This is a genomic window from Rhabdaerophilum sp. (genome assembly GCF_046092605.1).
GTDB lineage: Bacteria > Pseudomonadota > Alphaproteobacteria > Rhizobiales > Beijerinckiaceae > Rhabdaerophilum.
The window spans coordinates 1-18,573 of sequence record NZ_JBJTDY010000148.1 but is presented as its reverse complement, the minus strand read 5'-3'; the positions used below and the strand labels follow the sequence as shown (position 1 = coordinate 18,573).

The 18,573-nt window shown below is 64.1% G+C and carries 18 protein-coding genes and 1 other RNA gene; 9 read left to right on the top strand and 10 right to left on the bottom strand.

Going from position 1 to position 18,573, the window contains the following annotated elements; genetic code table 11:
* Positions 1–802 (bottom strand): aminopeptidase P family N-terminal domain-containing protein (locus ACKODO_RS11265; protein WP_408983527.1); only part of this gene is annotated, 802 nt, incomplete at its 3' end.
* A 226-nt stretch (positions 803–1,028) separates the two neighbouring features.
* Between ACKODO_RS11265 and ACKODO_RS11260 the strand changes: the two genes are divergently transcribed.
* Entirely contained in the window at positions 1,029–1,340 is a 312-nt protein-coding gene (locus ACKODO_RS11260; RefSeq protein WP_408983526.1) for a hypothetical protein, read from the top strand.
* A 250-nt stretch (positions 1,341–1,590) separates the two neighbouring features.
* On the opposite strand, the gene ACKODO_RS11255 is transcribed toward ACKODO_RS11260, so the two are convergent.
* The 4 genes from ACKODO_RS11255 to ACKODO_RS11240 form a co-directional block, all read right to left on the bottom strand.
* Complete coding sequence (locus ACKODO_RS11255) at positions 1,591–2,637, bottom strand: 50S ribosomal protein L11 methyltransferase (RefSeq protein ID WP_408983525.1); 1,047 nt, start codon at positions 2,635–2,637, stop codon at positions 1,591–1,593.
* Between the two features lie 48 nt (positions 2,638–2,685).
* Entirely contained in the window at positions 2,686–2,979 is a 294-nt protein-coding gene (locus ACKODO_RS11250) for a type II toxin-antitoxin system HicB family antitoxin (RefSeq protein WP_408983524.1), read from the bottom strand.
* Positions 2,980–2,991: 12 nt separating this feature from the next.
* Complete coding sequence (locus tag ACKODO_RS11245) at positions 2,992–3,201, bottom strand: type II toxin-antitoxin system HicA family toxin (protein WP_408983523.1); 210 nt, start codon at positions 3,199–3,201, stop codon at positions 2,992–2,994.
* A 309-nt stretch (positions 3,202–3,510) separates the two neighbouring features.
* Entirely contained in the window at positions 3,511–5,904 is a 2,394-nt protein-coding gene (locus tag ACKODO_RS11240) for an ATP-dependent helicase (protein ID WP_408983522.1), read from the bottom strand.
* 200 nt (positions 5,905–6,104) lie between these two features.
* Between ACKODO_RS11240 and ACKODO_RS11235 the strand changes: the two genes are divergently transcribed.
* From ACKODO_RS11235 to ACKODO_RS11220, 4 genes are all read left to right on the top strand, one after another.
* Positions 6,105–6,608, top strand: a complete 504-nt coding sequence (locus ACKODO_RS11235) for a DUF1993 family protein (protein ID WP_408983521.1) — start codon at positions 6,105–6,107, stop codon at positions 6,606–6,608.
* 47 nt (positions 6,609–6,655) lie between these two features.
* Positions 6,656–7,405 (top strand): FkbM family methyltransferase, encoded by a 750-nt coding sequence (locus ACKODO_RS11230; RefSeq protein ID WP_408983520.1) that lies wholly within the window; start codon positions 6,656–6,658, stop codon positions 7,403–7,405.
* Between the two features lie 79 nt (positions 7,406–7,484).
* The gene (locus ACKODO_RS11225; RefSeq protein ID WP_408983519.1) at positions 7,485–8,879 is read left to right on the top strand and encodes an FAD-binding oxidoreductase; all 1,395 of its coding nucleotides are present in this window, start codon (positions 7,485–7,487) and stop codon (positions 8,877–8,879) included.
* A gap of 82 nt (positions 8,880–8,961) precedes the next feature.
* Positions 8,962–12,510, top strand: a complete 3,549-nt coding sequence (locus ACKODO_RS11220; protein ID WP_408983518.1) for an AsmA family protein — start codon at positions 8,962–8,964, stop codon at positions 12,508–12,510.
* Here ACKODO_RS11220 and ACKODO_RS11215 read toward each other — a convergent pair.
* Positions 12,482–12,727 (bottom strand): ribbon-helix-helix domain-containing protein, encoded by a 246-nt coding sequence (locus ACKODO_RS11215; RefSeq protein ID WP_408983517.1) that lies wholly within the window; start codon positions 12,725–12,727, stop codon positions 12,482–12,484. The two genes, ACKODO_RS11220 and ACKODO_RS11215, sit on opposite strands and share 29 nt — an antisense overlap.
* A gap of 228 nt (positions 12,728–12,955) precedes the next feature.
* Positions 12,956–13,159 (bottom strand): DUF4169 family protein, encoded by a 204-nt coding sequence (locus tag ACKODO_RS11210; protein ID WP_408983516.1) that lies wholly within the window; start codon positions 13,157–13,159, stop codon positions 12,956–12,958.
* A gap of 85 nt (positions 13,160–13,244) precedes the next feature.
* Here ACKODO_RS11210 and ACKODO_RS11205 point away from each other — a divergent pair, with 85 nt between their 5' ends.
* On the top strand, positions 13,245–13,712 hold the full coding sequence (locus ACKODO_RS11205; protein ID WP_408983515.1) for a DM13 domain-containing protein: 468 nt from the start codon (positions 13,245–13,247) through the stop codon (positions 13,710–13,712).
* Between the two features lie 10 nt (positions 13,713–13,722).
* Here the strand turns inward: ACKODO_RS11205 and fumC are convergent, their stop codons facing one another.
* From fumC to ssrA, 3 genes are all read right to left on the bottom strand, one after another.
* Positions 13,723–15,108 (bottom strand): class II fumarate hydratase, encoded by a 1,386-nt coding sequence (gene fumC, locus ACKODO_RS11200; protein ID WP_408983514.1) that lies wholly within the window; start codon positions 15,106–15,108, stop codon positions 13,723–13,725.
* A 178-nt stretch (positions 15,109–15,286) separates the two neighbouring features.
* Complete coding sequence (locus ACKODO_RS11195) at positions 15,287–15,961, bottom strand: SspB family protein (protein ID WP_408983513.1); 675 nt, start codon at positions 15,959–15,961, stop codon at positions 15,287–15,289.
* Positions 15,962–16,108: 147 nt separating this feature from the next.
* Positions 16,109–16,467, bottom strand: a transfer-messenger RNA (tmRNA) gene (gene ssrA, locus ACKODO_RS11190).
* Between the two features lie 148 nt (positions 16,468–16,615).
* On the opposite strand from ssrA, the gene ACKODO_RS11185 reads away from it, so the two are divergent.
* From ACKODO_RS11185 to ACKODO_RS11175, 3 genes are all read left to right on the top strand, one after another.
* Entirely contained in the window at positions 16,616–16,936 is a 321-nt protein-coding gene (locus ACKODO_RS11185) for a DUF2853 family protein (RefSeq protein WP_408983512.1), read from the top strand.
* A gap of 127 nt (positions 16,937–17,063) precedes the next feature.
* Entirely contained in the window at positions 17,064–17,876 is an 813-nt protein-coding gene (locus ACKODO_RS11180; protein WP_408983511.1) for a thymidylate synthase, read from the top strand.
* Positions 17,876–18,385 (top strand): dihydrofolate reductase, encoded by a 510-nt coding sequence (locus ACKODO_RS11175; RefSeq protein WP_408983510.1) that lies wholly within the window; start codon positions 17,876–17,878, stop codon positions 18,383–18,385. The genes ACKODO_RS11180 and ACKODO_RS11175 overlap by 1 nt, the downstream gene beginning before the upstream one ends.
* Positions 18,386–18,573 lie beyond the last annotated feature (188 nt).

The window sequence follows — 18,573 nt, the reverse complement described above, 5'->3', positions numbered from 1 at the left end:
GGCTCGGCTTGCCCTCCGCCGGCACCAGCGCGAAGGCGCGGAGGATCGGCAGGTGCGGCACATCGCCCGCGCGGATATTGAACAGCCAGTTGACCGAGGGGCATTCCGAAACGAGCAGCGCGCCGAGCTTCTGCTCGCGCAGGCTCTCCTGCAATCGCGCGATCTTCGCCTCGCGGCTTTCGCCCGCGAAGGTTTCGGGGTGATCTATCACAGGGGTCGCGGGGGGTGCGGGGCGGTTTTCCCAGACCGTGGCGAAGGGGTCTTTCCCGGTCGCAACCAGCGTGATCTCCGCTTCCTTTGCGGCCCGTTCGAACCGGGCGAGGCCGCGCGCGGTGAAGAGAGCGGGATCATAGCCGATCCGCGTGCCCGCCGCCTCGCGCTTCAGCCAGGCATCCGGGCTTGTCTCGGCCAGCGGCACGACAGTGATCAGCTTGCCATTCACCTCCGCCTTGGCCTGCACGGTGTAGCGGCCATCGACGAAGAGCGGCAGGCGATCCGCCATGAGAATCGCGAACCCGGCGGAGCCCGTGAATCCCGTGAGCCAGCCCAGGCGATTTTCGGAAGCCGGGATGTATTCGCCCTGGAACATATCGGCGCGCGGCACCAGAATTCCATCGAGCTTCAGCGATTTCAGCACCTTGCGCAGCGCCTTGGCGCGCGCGGCGCCGTGCTGCGGCTCGCCGCGCTCGGTGAAGCTCTGGAACCGGGCCTGGATTTGGGAGAAATGTGGAGCAACGGGGCGAAGGCGCGGCACGAAGGGCTCGGTCCTGTTTTCGGGAAAGTCGAAATCGTAACGGGCCATGCCCTGCGCTTCAAGCGATGTTCGGCCAGAATATGCCTGCTCATGGTTTGTGGAGTTCTGCTCGATTGGGGGGCGGGCTGTTCATCATTCATGCATAAATGAAGCTGCTTTTCACAAATTGTGGCATATATATGCGTTTTACGCATGTCTTGGTTGCGCTCGCTCCTCTTGTTGCGACGCAGCACAAGGCGCATCTTTCCTCCACAAGACGGACGGCAGCAGGCTGATGGCGATGGGCGCCATCGGTTCGCAAGAAGGGGGTTGCCGGACCGCCTCTGAAAAAAGGAGTGACCCGATGAATACCAGTGTTTATTCCGACGCGCTTCTCCCGCTTGCGGGCGAGAAAAGCCAGGCGAAGCCGGCGAAGCGCGGCTTCTTCGGTCGCGTCATCGATGCGATCGCCGCCAGCAACCAGGCAAAAGCCGAGCGCGAAATCCGCCGCATTGAGGCCATTTACGGCCATTCCCTGCGCGAATTCGCCGGCAACCGCTCCACGAAGGTTGCGCGCGAACTTCCCTTCCTGGCGTCGAACGACTGACGTCATCCCCTTTTTTGAAAGGAGCCGGACATGGCCCTCATCCCGAACATTCTCAAGGCCATCCGTTTCATGGTCGAAGTGATGATTGAAGCGCGCGCCGCCTATATCGCGAGCCGCCGCCGCTACCCGGGCCTCAGCCCCGAGTAACGCTTCAAGCGAAAGTCGGCCGGGTCCCGCGCTCTCCTCCCTCGCGCGCCGGCCAAGGAGAGCCCCGGGTTCCTCCCACCCGGGGCTTTTTCCTGTCTGGCTTTCAGCGCGGCCGCGGACCCTGCCCGCCTCGCTTCAGCGTGAGGCTGACCCAGTCCTCGATCTGCCGCTTTGCGACGAGCGCGAAGCCCTGCTGTCGATAGGCCGAGAGCACGCCCGCTACGTCACCCGGCAGGAGACCGGAGAGGATGAGTTCGCAGCCCGGCCCCGCCGCCAGCGCCACCTGTCGCGAAATGCCCCTCAGCGGCCGCGCGAGAATATTCGCGAGAATGAGATCGTAGTGGTTGGAGCGGCGCAAGGCGGGATGCTGCAGTCCAGCCGCGCGATGCACCTTGAGGCGATCCCCCAATCCGTTGAGGCGCGCATTCTCGCGCGCGATCGCCACGGAATCGGGGTCGATCTCGCCGCCGAGCACCGGCTGGTTCAGCGCCTTCGCGAGGCCGATGGCGAGCACGCCCGTCCCGGTGCCGATATCCACGATCCGCCGCGGGCGGCGGCGCTTCAGCAGGGCGGTGATGTGCTCGAGGCAGCCGCGCGTGGTGCCGTGATGGCCTGTTCCAAACGCCAGAGCGGCCTCGATCTCGATGCCGATCTGCCCGATGCGCACGGCGCCGCGATCATGTGCGCCATGCACCACGAAGCGCCCGGCGGTGACCGGCTTGAGGCCTTCCAGCGCAGAGGCGACCCAATCGTTCGCGGCGATGGGCTCGAAAACAAGCTTTTCGGCCGTTTCTTCCGACGAAAATCCCGCGACCATCGCGCGGATATCATCCTCGTCGGGCTCAAAGGCGAAGTGCAGTTCCAGCCGCCACGGGCCTGTTTCATCGGGGTGGAGAGTGCCCATCGCGCCCTCGCGGCCATGTTTTGCGGGCGCGGTCTTGACAGGCGCGGTCTTGACAGGCGCGATCTTGGCAGGCGCGGTGGAAGCCCCGCGCAGGCCCGCTTCCAGCGAGGCGATCTCGAAGGCGGCGGTGGCGATCTCCTCGGGCTCGAAGAGTTCGCTCATGCCATCGGCAATGGCGCGGGCGGTTGGCTCATCGGTCACGAGATGCGCGAGCGTGGTGGGGGCGGGCAAGCCACGGGAAGACATGGGCATGCCGGCTTATGCAGCGAGGCCGGCGCGGGATGCAAGAGCTGGTTATTCTGCCGCAGGGCGGAAATGCTGGCGCGGCAGTGGCACCGCGATCAGGATCGCTTCCGCGGAATCTTCAACAAAGACCGGGTCCTTCCGCAATTCGTCGATGGTGCGGGGTTCGGGAAAGGGGCTGTCTGCCACTTCCCAGCCATTCGCAATGAAATTTAGAAGCGAGGCGGCCTGTTCCACCGCCTCGTCGAGGCTATCGGCTGCCGTGATCTGGCCCGGAAAATCGGCGAAAGACACGCCGTAACAGCTATCGCTGTCCTTGTGCACCATGGCGATGTAATGCGCCATTTTTCCGCTCGCTCATTTCCACGGCCAACCCGCTTGCCGGTAGATTGACCGAACCGTGCCCTCAGGCAAGTCTTTTCGACTGAGACCGTCAACAGTCACTTTGCCGGGCTTTGCAGGGTGCTTGAATTGAATGTGGTCGCCCGGTCCCTTGCGATGGACATACCACCCTTCCGCCTTCAGGCGGCGGATAATGTCGCGACAATCGCGAAGAATGGGAGGCATGAAGGTCGCTCCTAATCGAATCAAGGCGACTCCCATTAGTGCCCATTTGTCTGCCTCGATAATCAAGTTGTAAAAGCAAGCGAAAAAAGCTGTGTTATTCCAATGATTAGCCGATCATTCGCGTGTTTTTCCGCGGCGGCAAGTGTTTGATTCCCGCCTTTGAATCTCCGGATTAACTAAAATTCGGGCGATTTATTTCGTTAACGAAATAATCCTACGCGCTTTTTTGGCTGGTCACTGTTGTCAGCGCTTGTGAATGGTCTTGTTCGTTATGTATCTGAATTTAAAAAGATTTTTGTGCGCGAAAGCTCACGCCCCCGCCTGCACAAAGCTCTCCAGCACCATCTTCCGGCCTGCCTTGTCGAAATCGACCGTCAGCTTGTTGCCATCGACTTCCGCCACCGAGCCCGGGCCGAACTTGATGTGGAACACCCGGTCGCCTTGCCTGTAGCGCGAGGATTGCGTGGTGGAGGAGGCGAGCACGCGCCCCTCGATGGTGCGCGGGGATGCCCCGCCGGTGCCCCAGCCGCGGCCCGGCTCCTGCGGGGCGCGGGAGGGCGTGAAGCCCGCTTCGCGCGCCGCCTGCATGCGCTGCCAGCCCGGCGTCTGGTAATTGGCGGCGGTGGGATTGATCTTGTCGAAGCGGCTTCCGCCCATGCCGTAACCCATGCGCTGCATCGAGCCATAGGTGCCCTGTCCCTCGACCACCTCGACATGCCCGGCCGGCAATTCATCCACGAAGCGCGAGGGGACGGTCGATTGCCACAGGCCGTGAATGCGGCGGTTGGTGGCGAAATAGAGCTTCGCACGGCGTTTGGCGCGCGTGAGGCCGACATAGGCGAGCCGACGCTCCTCTTCCAGACCCGCACGACCCTGCTCGTCGAGCGTGCGCTGCGACGGGAACAGGCCTTCCTCCCAACCCGGCAGGAAGACGGTCTCGAATTCGAGGCCCTTCGCGCCATGAAGCGTCATGATCGAGACGCGCGCCTCGTCTTCGCCCTGCGATTTCTCCATCACGAGGCCGACATGTTCGAGGAAGCCCGCGAGGTTCTCGAACTCCTCCATCGCACGGACGAGTTCCTTGAGGTTGTCGAGCCGCCCTGCGGCATCGGCCGAGCGGTCCTTCTTCCACATGTCAGTGTAGCCCGATTCCTCGAGGATCATTTCCGCAAGCTCGTGGTGCGGCGTGGTTTCGATGAGGGAGGCCCAGCGGCCAATGTTTTCCACCAGCGCGCGCAGGTTCGGCCGGGCGCGCGAGGAAATCTCGTCACTCTCGATCAGCACCCGCGCCGCCTGCAGCATCGGCACGCGATTGGGCCGTGCATAGGCGTGCAATGCGTTCAGCACCGCATCGCCGAGGCCGCGCTTCGGCGTGTTGAAGATGCGCTCGAAGGCGAGATCATCCGCCGGCTGCGAAACAATGCGCAAGTAAGCGAGGGCATCGCGGATTTCCGCGCGCTCATAAAAGCGGGGGCCGCCAATCACGCGGTAGGGAATGGCATTGGTGATGAAGCGCTCCTCGAATTCGCGCATCTGGAAGGAGGCGCGCACGAGGATCGCCATTTCCTGCAGCGAATGGCCCTTGTGCTGGAGCGCCTCGATCTCGTCGGCCACCATGCGCGCTTCCTCTTCCGAGTCCCATGCGCAGGCAACCGAGACGCGTTCACCCTCCTCGCCATCGGTGAAGAGCGTCTTGCCGAGGCGGCCCTCGTTCTTCGCGATGAGATGCCCGGCCGCGCCGAGGATATGCCCGGTCGAGCGGTAATTCCGCTCGAGGCGGATCACGGCCGCGCCGGGAAAATCCCTCTCGAAGCGCAGGATGTTGTCGACCTCTGCGCCACGCCAGCCATAGATCGACTGGTCGTCATCGCCCACGCAGCAGAGGTTCCGGTGGCCGGCGGCCAACAGCCTCAGCCAGAGATACTGCGCGACGTTGGTATCCTGATACTCGTCCACCAGGATGAAGCGGAAGCGGCGCTGGAAATCGGCGAGGATGTCGGCGTTTTCCTGGAAGAGGCGGATGTTCTCGAGCAGCAGATCGCCGAAATCGACCGCGTTCAGCGCCTTCAGCCGCTCCTGGTAGAGCTTGTAGAGTTCACGTGCGCGCCCCTCCGCGAAGACATGCCCCTCGCCGGCCGAGACCTTCTCGGGGGTCAGCGCGCGGTTCTTCCAGGCGTCGATCTGGAAGGCGAGCACACGGGCCGGCCAGCGTTTCTCGTCGATATTCTCGGCCTGCAGGATCTGCTTCAGCAGGCGGATCTGGTCATCGGTGTCGAGGATGGTGAAATCCGGGCGCAGGCCCACGAGTTCGGCGTGGCGGCGCAGGATCTTCGTGCCGATGGAGTGGAAGGTGCCGAGCCATGGCATGCCTTCGCCCACGGCGCCGATCAACGCGGTGATGCGCTCCTTCATCTCGCGCGCGGCCTTGTTGGTGAAGGTCACGGCGAGGATTTCGCCGGCCCGCGCGCGGCCCGTGGCGATGACATGCGCGATGCGGCTCGTGAGAACCCTGGTTTTGCCCGTGCCTGCGCCCGCGAGCACCAGCACGGGGCCATCGAGCGTTTCCACGGCGCGCAGTTGCTCCGGGTTCAACCCTTGCAGATGGACAGCCGGACGCGACGCGGCCATGGCGCGCGCGGCGATGCCCCCCGCCGGATGCGCGGGCGCGGGTGTCCATTCATCGAGGGAGAGCGGATCGGACAATCCGGGTTCCTTTGCTTCATGAGCCGTGAAATGACGTGATCATCACTGATTCGCGCGCTTCGCGCCCGCTTGCTGAAATGGGGCCAAGCGGTATTTCGCGCAAGCAACCTTCGTGCATTCGCGCGGTCGCAGCCCTTGCAAGCGGAGCCGTGAGGCACCAGTCTGCCCACCGGCCAAACCTTGCTCCGGAGAATCACACCATGCCCGCAATGAGCCAGCTCACAAAGCCCGCCTTCATGCACATGCTCGGCGCGCTCGATCGCATCCTCAACAAGCTCGCGGCGCATTGCGAGGCGAAGAAGATAGACCCGGCGGTTTTCATGACCTTGCGCCTCTTCCCGGACATGTTCCCCCTGACCCGACAGGTGCAGATCGCCTGCGATTTTGCCAAGGGTGCGGTGGCGCGCCTCGCGGGCCGCGAGAATCCGTCATGGCCCGATAACGAGGCCACCCTTCCCGAACTGAAGGAGCGCATTGCCAGGACGCTCGCCTTCATCGCAGCCATTCCCGATGCGGAAATCGATGGAAGCGAGGAGCGCACCATCACGCTGAAGATGCGTGGGCAGGAGATGTCCTTCCCCGGCCTTACCTATCTCAACTTCGTGGTGCTGCCGAATTTCTATTTCCACCTCTCGACCACCTACGGAATTCTGCGGAATGGCGGCGTGGATATCGGCAAGAACGATTTCCTCGGGCGCAATTGATCGATAAGCTCCCATCCGGGTCGGGTTGAGCCGGGATGAGGGTTTGAATGTCTGAGGTGAGACCGGGCGAGCATCGCCTGACGGTGGCGGTGCCCGTGAGCATCGAATGCCCGGATGCGATGCTCTCCGCCGTGCGCTACGTGCTCGATGGCGAATATGAGAGCCACCATGACGGCACCGATCTCGATATTCTCGATATCGGAGCGAATGTCGGCTCCTTCGCGCTCTGGGCCACGCGCCGCTGGCCCGGCAGCCGGGTGCGCTGCTTCGAGCCCAACCCGGAGACCTTCGCGATCCTGAAGCGCAACCTCGCGGGCTATGGTGAGGTGCAGCCCTTCAACGCGGCGATCTACCCCTCCAACAAGGCCCGCGAGGCCTTCTTCAGCCGCTATGCCGGTGACGGCGAGGCGGGCCTCCTGCGTTACATCGGCGATACCTTCCGCGAGGGCGTGATCGAGCCGAGTTTCGAGGTGGATATCATCCGTCCCGAGACGCTGGGCTCGGCGGATATCGTGAAGATCGACATCGAGGGCGGCGAGGCCGAGGTGCTCGCCGCTCTCGACCTGACGAAAACCGCGCTGGTGCTCGCGGAATTCCAGAACCGCAAGGCGCGGCTTTCCATGCAGGCGGTGTTCCGCGATCAGGGTTTCGAGGCGGTGCTCGACGAGGAATGCCCGTGGGACCCCATCCTCGATTACCTGGATTACCGCCGCGCGCTGATGGGCGACATCTATGGCCGCATGTTCTACCGCCGCCGTGGCCAGACCCGGCTCGTGCACCGCCCGGCCGCGCCATGAAGCTTGAATTCTGAAAATAGGTCAGTCACACTGACCCATATCCGGTGACCGCAACAGGCCGGAGAGGGAAGGAAAACCGATGCGCCCGTCACCCGAAGCCGTGGCCGCTGCCACGCTGGAACTGCACCGCCGTTTCGGCAATCGCGCTGTCACCAGCCAGTCGGTCCGCGAGCAGCATGCCCATACGACGACGTGGATCCCCAACCAGCCGCCGGATGTGGTGGTCTTCGCCGAAAGCGAGGAGGATGTGCGCGATGCGGTGACCATCGCCGCCGCGCATCACCTGCCGATCGTACCCTTCGGCACCGGTTCTTCGCTGGAGGGGCATGTGAATGCGCCATTCGGTGGCGTTTCCATCGACATGCAGGGCATGAAAAAGATCATCGCGGTGCATCCCGAGGATCTTGACTGCGTGGTCGAGCCGGGCGTGACGCGCAAGCAGCTCAACGAATATCTCAAGAGCCACGGGCTCTTTTTCCCCATCGATCCGGGCGCGGATGCCTCGATCGGCGGCATGGTGGCGACCCGCGCTTCCGGCACCAATGCCGTGCGCTATGGCACGATGAAGGATAATGTCCTGGCGCTCGAGGCCATTCTCCCCAATGGCGAGAAGCTCGTGACCGCGCGGCGCGCGAAGAAGACCTCCGCCGGCTATGATCTCACGCGGCTGCTCGTGGGCTCCGAGGGCACGTTGGGGATCGTGACGAAGATCACGCTGAAGCTCTCCGGCCTGCCGGAGGCCGTTTCGGCCGGTATCTGCCCGTTCCCGGATATCGAGAGCGCGGCGAATGCCACGATCCTCACCATCCAGTCTGGCCTGCCGGTGGCGCGCATCGAGTTGCTGGACGAGGTGCAGATCCGCGCCTGCAACCAGTATTCCAAGCTGAACCTGGCGGAGCAGCCGACGCTCTTCGTGGAATTCCACGGCACGGATCAGGGCGTGGCCGAACAGGCCGAGCGCTTCGGCGAAATTGCGGCCGATCTCGGTGGCGGTCCCTTCAGCTGGGCCACGAAGCCGGAGGATCGCACGAAGCTCTGGGAGGCGCGCCACAATGCCTATTGGGCTTCGCTCACGCTGCGACCCGGCGCGAAAGGCATTTCCACCGATGTCTGCGTGCCGATCTCGCGCCTCGCGGAATGCATCGCCGAGACCAAGGCCGATCTTGAATCCACGGGCCTCATATCGCCCATCGTGGGCCACGTGGGCGACGGAAATTTCCACTGCCTGCCGCTGATCGACATGTCGAACGAGGCGGAAATCGCCGCCGCGAAGGGCTTCATGGCCCGGCTTGTGGAGCGGGCTCTGGCCATGGAAGGCACCTGCACCGGCGAGCATGGCGTGGGGCAGGGCAAGATCAAATACCTTGAAACCGAGCTTGGCGCGCCGGCTCTGGATGCCATGCGGCTCATCAAGCAGGCGCTCGACCCGAAAAACCTGATGAATCCTGGAAAGATCGTCACGATTGGGTCGTGATCCTCAGGAAAGCTCGCGCTAGATTGGTGGCGTCAGGCGAGCATCGGGGAATCAATCCCGGTCGGAACGAGGTGGCCAGGGTTTGCGGATCATCAGGGAAAGCCTCACGGCACTGGCGGCGCTCCTGGCGCTCGCCCTTGTGGCGCTGGCCGCCGTGCCCCCCTTTCTGGATTGGAAGCCCTGGCGCGAGCGTATCGCCGCCCTGGTGTCACCCGCCATCGGCCAACCCGTGCGCTTCGGTGGAGAGCTTCGCCTCTCGCTGCTGCCGAGGCCGGAAATCGACGCGGACGAGGTTTCGATCGGCCCGGAAGATCGCCCGCTTCTGAAAGCGGGGCGGCTCACGCTGTCTCTGGACCTCACCGCCCTGGCGCGCGGCACTTTCCAGTTCACCGAGGCGCGGGGTGACAATGTCGCCCTCAGAGTCGAAACGTTCGATCTGGTGCCGAAGCCGGGTGAACTTGCGCGTTCCGGCCGCAGGATCGGACTCGATCGCCTCACGCTGAAGGGCTTGACCCTGCTTCGCGCAGGCAGCGACGAGCCGATCGCGCCGCCGCTGGATGTGATGCTGGAGGCCCCCGATCTCGCCGGGCCCTTCCGTTTCGAGGTGCTCATCCCCCGCGAGGGGCGGGAATGGCGCGGTCAGGTGGGGCGCTTCGAGGATGGGCGCGCGCGTTTCCGCGCCACGGGGGAAGATCACCCGCGGGCGATCCGCGCCACGCTGGATGGCTGGCTGGGCCAGCCTGGCGCAACGACGCCCTCGACCTTCGACGGACAGGTGCAGGTGACCGGCAACCCGACCTTTGGGCGAGGCGGGGATAAAGTGCAGATGCCGTTCGATCTTCAGGCCCGCCTGCTCGTTCAGGCCGGTCAGGTTCTGGCAGATCCGATCGCGCTGAATATCGGCGGCGAGCGGGGCCTCGCGACCACCGGCAAGGGCTTTCTGGATTATGCCGGCGCGCGGCCCGCCCTGCGCCTCGAACTGGGTGCCCGGCGCTTCGATCTCGCCCGCCTCATGACCCGCGATCCGCAGCGTGATCCCGATCCGCGCGATTGGCTCGCGGAGGGAAATGCGGTGCTCGACTGGCTGAGCCAGACCTTGCGCGAGAGTGTGCCGGTGGATCTCGCGCTGGATCTCGGCATCACGCAGGTGCAATTGGCCAATGGCGCGGCGCAGGATGTGCGCCTGCAAATGGGCTTTCGTGAAGGGGCGCTGGCCATCGACCGGCTCGAGGCGCGGCTTGCCGGCCGCAACAGCCTGTTATTCGAGCGCAGTGCCGATGCCCGCGACCCGCTGGACGGCATGGCGCGGCTCGGCTTTGCCGATCTCCCGGCCTTCGCGCGCGCCTTCGGGCTTGCGGTGCCGGAGGGCTTGCCAAACGAAATAAGCCTCGCTGCCCGGCTTTTGCGCAACCAGGGCCGGCTGGAAGCTTCCGATCTCGTGGTCGAGAGCCCGGCTGGCCAGTTGCGTGGCCGCGTCAGCCTCACGCCGTCCCCGCCGGGGCGCAGCCTTCCGCCCGTGCTGGCCTTCACGCTCGATGCCGACCGCTTCGACGCGCGCCTCGTCGGCCTTGGCGATCCGCTCGGCAGCCCGGCCTTGTGGCTCGGCATCGACGGGCGGCTGGATATCCGCGAAGTGATCTATGACGGGCGGGGCCTTGGCTCCATCCGTCTGGGCTTCACCCGGGAGGGGCCGCGCACGCGGCTCGACGAACTCACCTTGCGGGGCCGCGCGGGCGAGGAGATCCGCCTCTCGGGCCAGATCGCGGAAGGCGAGATGGTCGCCACCGCCAAGGTCGATGCCGAAAAGCTCGAAGACCTCTCCCGCATGGCCGAGGCCATCGCTCCCGGCGCCTGGACCTCGGCCCTGCGGGCGCGGGCGGGGTTGCTGGAACCGGCCCTGGCGCTGGCGCGCATCCGCATCGACCAGAAGGGTGGAGAGACGATCTGGGCGGTCGAGGCCGAGGGCCGGCTTGGCGGCTCGACGGTTGCGGTGAAGACGCAATCCGAACTGCGCGGCTCGGAGCTTCATCTTTCGCTCACCGGCGAGGTGTCGCAGACCGATGGCGCCCGGCTTGTCCGGCAGATCGCCGGAGTGGCACCGCCAGCGGGCGTGCGGCTTCCGGTCCAGCCGGGCAAGCTCACCCTGGCGCTGGAAGGCAACCCGCGCCGGCAGATGATGCTGAAACTCGATGGCGATGTGCTCGGCACGCAGGTTTCGGTCGATGGGGGTGTCAGCCTGTTCCGGGCACAGCCCTTGGACGGGCTTTTCACCCTGCGGGCGGTGGATCTCGCGCCGCTCCATCGGGCCCTGGGCGGCGGAGCGCCCGTTCTTCCCGATGGCACGCCCGCCCGGCTGCAGGGCCGCTTCTTCGCGGAACCCGCCAAGCTCACTCTCACCGCCTTTTCCGGCGAGATCGGCCCCAATCCGGTGCAGGGCGAGATCTCGTTCGATTTCGCACGGGGCGGGCAGGTCGCCGGGCAATTGCGGCTGGGAGAGCTGCATCTGCCGACCCTTCTGGCGACCGTCCTGCCGCAGGCGGGGCTCACGACGCTGCAAGGGCCCGTTTCGTCCCGGCCTTTCGCCGCGCCCATCCCGCCTTTCCGCCCTGGGGATCTCTGGATCGAGGCGCGCTCCCTCACCCTTGCGGAAGGGCTTCGCCTCGCGGAACCGAAATTCGTCTTGCGATTCGCGCCCGGTCTTTTCGCGATCGAGGGGCTTGATGCCGAGCAGGGCGACGCGCGCCTCGGCGGGCAGCTCACGCTTCTGCGGGAAGGGGAGGGCGTGAACCTCGCCGTGCGCCTCGCCTTCTCCCGGCTGGCCCTTCCGGGTGTTTCGGCGCGGGCCGAGGGCGAAATCCCGCTGACAAGCCAGGGCCGCAGCTTTCGGGATCTTCTCGCCAATCTCGGTGGCGCGGGACAGATGCAGCTCGAAAGCCTCACCCTCCCCGCGGCCGACCCTGCGGCGATGTCCCGGCTTTTCCAGCGCCCGATGACCGAGCTTTCGCCGATCGACGAGAATCGCCTCGGTGGCCTGCTGGATGCAGAACTGCAGCAAGGCCCGGCGCGCCTGCCGCCGCTGTCGCTGCCCATCACGCTGGCCGGCGGCGTGCTGCGTCTTCCCGCCCTGCCCGTGAATGTCGGATCGGTGACGATCCAGCCGGGTTTCGTGCTTGATCTTCCGCGCCTCACCTACGAGTTGCGGCTGACGCAGCGCCTGCTGGCCTTGCCGAAAGGCTGGCGCGGTGCGCCGCCGGAAATCGCGTTGAGCTGGACCGGCCGGGCCGGCATCCCACCGGGCGAACCAAGACGGCAGCTTTCCGTCTCGGCCCTGCTGAACGGGCTTCTGGCCGTGGGGCTCCAGCGCGATCTCGAGATGATCGAGAATTTCGAGGCCGACCAGCGCGAGCGCTCGTTCTTCCTGCGCCGCAGCCGGGTCGAGTCCGAGGCCGAGCGGCGCCGGGTGGAAGCCGAGGCCCAGCGTCGCCGCGCCGAGGCGGAGAATGAACGCCGCCGCGCCGAGGCCGAGAATCAGCGTCGCCGCATGGAGGCGGAGGCCGAACTCCGGCGAGCCGCCGAGCCTCCGGCCCCAACAGCCGCACCGCTCAATCTTGTTCCGCAGCTGAGCCCCTGAGGGCACCGCCTTCCATCAGCCGCGTGACGAGATGGATGCGCAGAGCCGAGGAGAGATTGGTGTCGCGCCTTGCGCCATCGATGCGCTCAACCAGCGCAGCAACGCTGATGCCGGCCGCCTTCGCCTCGGCTTGAAGGAGCCGCCAGAACGGCTCCTCCAGCGAGATTGAGGTGCGATGGCCGGCAATAGTGAGTGAGCGTTTGACGACCGCGCTCATTCGAGCGCGGTGAAGGCGAGCGAAAGCAGAAGGCGACGCATGCATTTCTCCCCCGGATGCACCCGTTCCGCCGGGCCTTGCGATGTTACTCGAAAGGCAGGCTAGAGCATTTTCCGATCCATTGGATACCGGTTGGTCGAAGAAAATGCGTGAAATGATAAGGAATGAGAACGGAAGGCCTCATTCAATCAGATCGGAGTCCGCGATACGCGCAGCGCGCTGCCGGCGTCAATGCGGGTCGGTCCCCGGTTTGGTGAGCACGATCCGCCCCGCCTCGTGAGCCTTGCCGGCGCGGGCCTCCTCGGCCTTGCGGGCTTGCTTCTCCGCTTTGGTTTGCCCAAACTTGATGCGGTTCTCTTCGGCTCGCTTCTCCGCTTCGTTTCGGGCTTTCGCCTTGCGGAACGTCCGGAGCCGGACCACGTTGTCGCTCATCTGTGACTCCTCGCGTGAGGGGAATGGCAGGCATGAAGGGTGAGGCATTGCCCGGGCCTTCGCAACCCGCCGGAAGGGGAAACCCATGCGCCGTTTGTTTCTGCTGCTGAGCCACATCGTGACCTTCGTCGCGGGAATCGCGCTGGGCATCTATCTGCTGCCCGTTCTCGTGGCCGAAAGCGCGCCGCCACCCACGGCGGTGCTGGATGTGGAACGCTCCGCCAGTTTCCGCGGCGAGTTCCGCACCGATCTCAAGGGTTCCGACCTGCTGCATTGGGGCGAGGGCGAGGTATTCGTGACGCCGAGGCAAATCGCCCATCGCGGACGGCTTTCGCCGGGACCGGATTACAAGCTCTATCTCGCGCCGGATTTCGTGGATGACGAGGCATCCTTCCTCGCCATCAAGGAAAAATCCCTCCGCATCGGGGATGTGAAGAGCTTTTCAGGCTTCATCGCCCCCGTTCCCGAGGGCGTGGATGTCAATTCTTACAGCGCGGTCGTGATCTGGTGCGAGCGCTTCGGCAAGTTCATCTCGGCCGCGAAATACCGTTGAAGGCTCTGCCTCAGCCCGGCCCGATCATCTTCGAGGGGTCGACGATTGCATCGAAATCCTCACCGGAAATGCCGAGCGCGATCGCTTCCTCGCGCAGGGTCGTGCCGTTCTTGTGCGCGTATTTCGCGACCTTCGCCGCGAGGTCGTAGCCATATTTTTCCTTGAGCGGTGTCACCAGCATCAGCGAATTCTTGAGTCCCCGCTCGATGTTGTCGAGCCGCGGCTCGATGCCGACCACGCAGTTATCGGTGAAGGAGATCGCGGCATCCGCGAGCAGTTTCACCGATTGCAGGAAATTGTAGGCCATCATCGGGTTGAAGACGTTCAGCTCGAAATGACCCTGTGATCCGGCGAAGCCAATCGCCGCGTTGTTGCCGTGGATATGCGCGGCCACCTGCGTCAGCGCCTCGCACTGGGTCGGGTTCACCTTGCCTGGCATGATCGACGAGCCCGGCTCGTTCTCCGGCAGCGCGAGTTCGCCGAGGCCCGAACGCGGACCCGAACCAAGAAAGCGGATGTCATTCGCGATCTTGAAGCAGCTCATCGCCACGGTGGTGATCGCGCCATGGGTCATCACCATCGCATCATGCGCCGCGAGCGCCTCGAACTTGTTCGGCGCGGAAGTGAAGGGGAGGCCGGTGATCGCTTCGATGCGCTCGGCCACCTTCTCGGCAAAGCCGATGGGGGAAGCGAGGCCGGTGCCGACCGCCGTGCCGCCCTGCGCGAGTTCCATCAGCATTGGCAGCGTCATCTCGATGCGGGCGATGCCGTTCTCGATCTGCTTGGCGTAACCGGAAAATTCCTGCCCGAGCGTCACCGGCGTCGCATCCTGCGTGTGGGTGCGGCCGATCTTGATGATCGACGCCCAGGCCTTCGCCTTTGCATCCAGCGCGCCATGCAGGTGCTTCAGCGCCGGAATGAGCTGCTCGACCACCTCCACCGAACAGGCAATATGCATCGCCGTGGGGAAGGTGTCGTTGGAGGACTGGCTCATGTTGACATGATCGTTCGGGTGGACGGGCTTCTTGGAGCCCATCTCGCCGCCCATCATCTCGATCGCGCGGTTCGAGATCACCTCGTTCGCATTCATGTTGGACTGCGTGCCCGAGCCGGTCTGCCAGACGACAAGCGGAAAATGCGCGTCAAGCTTTCCGTCGATCACCTCCTGCGCGGCCTTGATGATGACTTCGCCGAGCTTCGGATCGAGCTTGCCGAGCGCGATATTGGCTTCCGCCGCCGCGCGCTTCACCACGCCCAAGGCCTTGATGATCGGTTTCGGCTGCTTTTCCCACCCGATCCTGAAATTGCCGAGCGAACGCTGGGCCTGCGCGCCCCAATAGACCGAGGAATCCACCTCGATCGGGCCAAAGGTATCGGATTCAGTGCGGGTCGCCATGGTCGCGCCTTATCGGAGAATGGTCAGCCGGAATGAGCGCGCTTCTAGCGAAGCCCCGGCTCCGGAGCAATCGGCGGAAAGGGGAAGAGCGCCGTTTTCCTTGCTTCCGTCCCGATGCCGGTCGGCAAGATCCGTGCTGCCAGTCGGGCTTGGTCAGTCGGGCTTGGTCAGTCGGGCGCTATTTCTTCTTCCGGAAGGCTTCGAGGCTTACAACCTCGGCACCAGCGGGCGGCGCGGCCGCGTCATCGCCTTTCGGCGCCGGGCTTGCCGCCTCAGTCTTGCGGGCATCCTTCTCTGCGGGTTCAGACTTGGGCTTGCGCGTCTTCTTCGTGGCCGGCGGGGCCTTCGCAGCCTCGATGTTATCGGCATCGATCGGCTTCGGCTTGCCGGTGCTGGACTTCTCCCGGGCGGAAATCTGCTCAAGCGTGTCACGGGCGGAACCCTCGCCCTCGTCATCCGCCTCGGCATCGTTGTCGGCCAGGGCCTCGTCCACGGCGAATTTCAGCCCAAACTGCACGGATGGATCGAAGAAGCCGGTCATCGCCTCGAAGGGGATGAGCAGGCGCTCAGGCACCCCCCCGAAGGAGAGGCCGACTTCGAAGGCATGATCCGTCACCAGCAAATCCCAGAACTGGTGCTGGAGCACGATCGTCATCTCGTCCGGATGCTTCTCCTTCAGGCGCGACGAAAGGCGCACGCCCGGAGCATCGGTGCGGAACGAGACATAGAAATGGTGCTCTCCCGGCAGGCCGTGCTTGGCGGCATCCTGCAGGACCTTCCGCACGACGCCGATCAGCGCCTGCTGCACCATGACATCGTAGCGGATCAGATCCTCGGATGCGGGCTCGGTCATCGTTCAGACTTCGCAAAAAGGCTGGGAAAATAAACACCGGTTCGGGCAGCATAATGCGATCAGGCCGCGCCTGTCACCTATGGCGCGATTCGAAAGCATGAAGAAACCCGCAGAATGAACCGGGCGGGATTAAATCGGGAAAGGGGAAGTGGCAGGGTTCTGTTGCCAGGCCCCTGCCGGCCCCGCCTTCAGGGGCTAACCTGAAGGGCTTTGGTTCGGTCTTTCAAACCGCGTTACGCGGCCTGAGCAGCCGGAGCATAGTTGTCGTTGGCAACTAGTAAGTTGACCCGATGACGGCGGTATCATGCCGGGCGACGACCAACCCTTTACGCCCTCGTCGATCCTGTTTCGCCCCCGCCGAAATCCTTGTTGAAAAAGGATTTGGGTGGAGGCGCCGGGTACTGCCCCCGGGTCCGATGGGTTTATTACGATCGCCGTGTATCGCCATAGCCGACCCGAAGGACGGCAACTTCATTATAGGGATGACCGGTCCGGAATTGAAGGGCCAATCGCAACCTGCGGCTTTCGCGCGAAAACTCCGGGGAAATGCTGCGGAAACTGTGGCATTCGCCCCGGAATCATGCTCCAGATCGATAAGCGAAGTTCCGGGGAAAGGGCGCTCGGGGCAAGCGTTCCGCTTGGAGGAAATCGACGATGGACCATCTTGCCGACATCAGGAAATACACGAGTTCCGTGGATGAGAAAGCTGTCCAGGGTCTGGCCAAGACCTATGCTCTGGTGATGAGCAAGGCAGACACGCGTTATGTCGCCGCGAGTGATCCGGAGGAAGTGAAGCGCGTGGTGGAGAATTTCTGCAAGAAGAAGCTCGGGCGCAAGGAGAGCGACGCGGTTCTCGCCGGCATCGTGCAGGCCCAGTGCGAAAAGATGAAGGCCGACCGCACCAAGTCGCGCATCACGGTCTATTATCTCATCGCCGAGCACTTCAAGGCGCTGTCGATGTTCCATCCGAAGTGAGGCCCTGCGACGATTGATCGCGGGCGCTCATGCGATGTGGATAGCTTTCAAGGAGAGCATCGACCCTCCTTGTTTCGTTTGCGGCCATTGGCTTTGAAGAAAGCGGCGGCACCGGAAGGAGAGGGCGATGCGGGCCTATCACGATCTGATGGAGCGCGTGCTCGACGAGGGCGTCGAGAAAATCGACCGCACCGGCACCGGCACGCTTTCGCTCTTCGGCGCGCAGCTGCGTTTTGATCTCCAGGCCGGCTTCCCACTGGTGACGACCAAGAAGCTGCATCTGAAATCGATCATCCACGAACTGATCTGGTTCCTCTCCGGCGACACGAACATCAAGTATCTGAAAGATAAAGGTGTTTCCATCTGGGATGAATGGGCGGACGAGAATGGCGAACTCGGGCCGGTCTATGGTCGCCAGTGGCGGAGCTGGCCGGCCCCCAACGGCACAACCATCGACCAGATGGCGGGCCTGCTGGCGGATCTGAAGCGTGCACCGGATTCGCGTCGCCTCATCGTCTCGGCCTGGAACCCGGCGGATATTCCGAAAATGGCTCTGCCGCCCTGCCATTGCCTGTTCCAGTTCTATGTGGCGCAACCCAAGGGCGCGGCGAGGCCGCGGCTTTCCTGCCAGCTTTACCAGCGCTCGGCAGATCTATTCCTGGGTGTCCCGTTCAACATCGCCTCCTACGCGCTGCTGACGCACATGATCGCGCAGGTGAGCGATCTCGATGTGGGGGATCTCGTGCATACCTTCGGCGACGTGCATCTCTATTCGAACCATCTCGAACAGGCGCGTTTGCAGCTTTCCCGCGAGCATCGCGCGCTGCCGCGTCTCAAGCTCAATCCGCAGGTGAAAAACCTGTTCGATTTCCGTTTCGAGGACATCGCCATCGAAGGTTACGACGCGCACCCGGCCATCAAGGCGCCGGTAGCGGTATGATGGCACCGGAACTCGTGCTCATCGCCGCGCAGGCGAAGAATCACGTGATCGGCGATGACAACCGGTTGATCTGGCGGCTGAAGAGCGACCTCAAGCGTTTCCGTGCGCTGACCATGGGGCATCCGATCATTCTGGGCCGGAAGACTTTCGACTCAATCGGCAGGCCGCTGCCCGGCCGTTCGATGATCGTGCTCACGCGGGATGGCGCCTGGCAGTCCGAGGGCGTGCATGTGGCGCATTCCCAGAGCGAGGCGCTCGCAATCTCGGGCGAGGAAGCTGAAAAGCTGGGCGTGAAGACGGTTTTCGTGGCCGGCGGCGGAGAGATCTATCGCCTGTTCCTCGATGTCGCCCACCGGCTCGAGATCACCGATGTCGCGCTTGAACCCGCCGGGGATGCGACCTTTCCGCCCATCGATGCCGCCCTCTGGAGGGTTGCGAAGGAGCAATCCTTCACCAAATCGGCCGATGACGAAGCAGACTTTCGCTTTCGAACCTATGTTCGGCGTTGACCTTCTGCCGATCAGGACCCACATCAAGGGCAACGAAAGTTGACGAGTTCGGACGAGACGAAGGACAGTTCATGCCCTGGAATAGCAATAATGGCGGCGGCGGCGGCCCCTGGCAGCCCAAGGGACAGGGGCCCCGCAACCCCAACCCATGGGGGGGAGGCCCGTCCGGTGGAGGCGGGGGTTGCTGA

Coding starts and splice junctions, on each gene's coding strand:
- ACKODO_RS11255 (WP_408983525.1), bottom strand. CDS start 2,637: ATGTCTTCCCGTGGCTTGCCCGCCCCCACCACGCTCGCGCATCTCGTG.
- ACKODO_RS11250 (WP_408983524.1), bottom strand. CDS start 2,979: ATGGCGCATTACATCGCCATGGTGCACAAGGACAGCGATAGCTGTTAC.
- ACKODO_RS11260 (WP_408983526.1), top strand. CDS start 1,029: ATGGCGATGGGCGCCATCGGTTCGCAAGAAGGGGGTTGCCGGACCGCC.
- ACKODO_RS11210 (WP_408983516.1), bottom strand. CDS start 13,159: ATGAGCGACAACGTGGTCCGGCTCCGGACGTTCCGCAAGGCGAAAGCC.
- ACKODO_RS11215 (WP_408983517.1), bottom strand. CDS start 12,727: ATGAGCGCGGTCGTCAAACGCTCACTCACTATTGCCGGCCATCGCACC.
- ACKODO_RS11180 (WP_408983511.1), top strand. CDS start 17,064: ATGCGGGCCTATCACGATCTGATGGAGCGCGTGCTCGACGAGGGCGTC.
- ACKODO_RS11245 (WP_408983523.1), bottom strand. CDS start 3,201: ATGCCTCCCATTCTTCGCGATTGTCGCGACATTATCCGCCGCCTGAAG.
- ACKODO_RS11195 (WP_408983513.1), bottom strand. CDS start 15,961: ATGACCGAGCCCGCATCCGAGGATCTGATCCGCTACGATGTCATGGTG.
- ACKODO_RS11235 (WP_408983521.1), top strand. CDS start 6,105: ATGCCCGCAATGAGCCAGCTCACAAAGCCCGCCTTCATGCACATGCTC.
- ACKODO_RS11225 (WP_408983519.1), top strand. CDS start 7,485: ATGCGCCCGTCACCCGAAGCCGTGGCCGCTGCCACGCTGGAACTGCAC.
- ACKODO_RS11185 (WP_408983512.1), top strand. CDS start 16,616: ATGGACCATCTTGCCGACATCAGGAAATACACGAGTTCCGTGGATGAG.
- fumC (WP_408983514.1), bottom strand. CDS start 15,108: ATGGCGACCCGCACTGAATCCGATACCTTTGGCCCGATCGAGGTGGAT.
- ACKODO_RS11205 (WP_408983515.1), top strand. CDS start 13,245: ATGCGCCGTTTGTTTCTGCTGCTGAGCCACATCGTGACCTTCGTCGCG.
- ACKODO_RS11230 (WP_408983520.1), top strand. CDS start 6,656: ATGTCTGAGGTGAGACCGGGCGAGCATCGCCTGACGGTGGCGGTGCCC.
- ACKODO_RS11175 (WP_408983510.1), top strand. CDS start 17,876: ATGGCACCGGAACTCGTGCTCATCGCCGCGCAGGCGAAGAATCACGTG.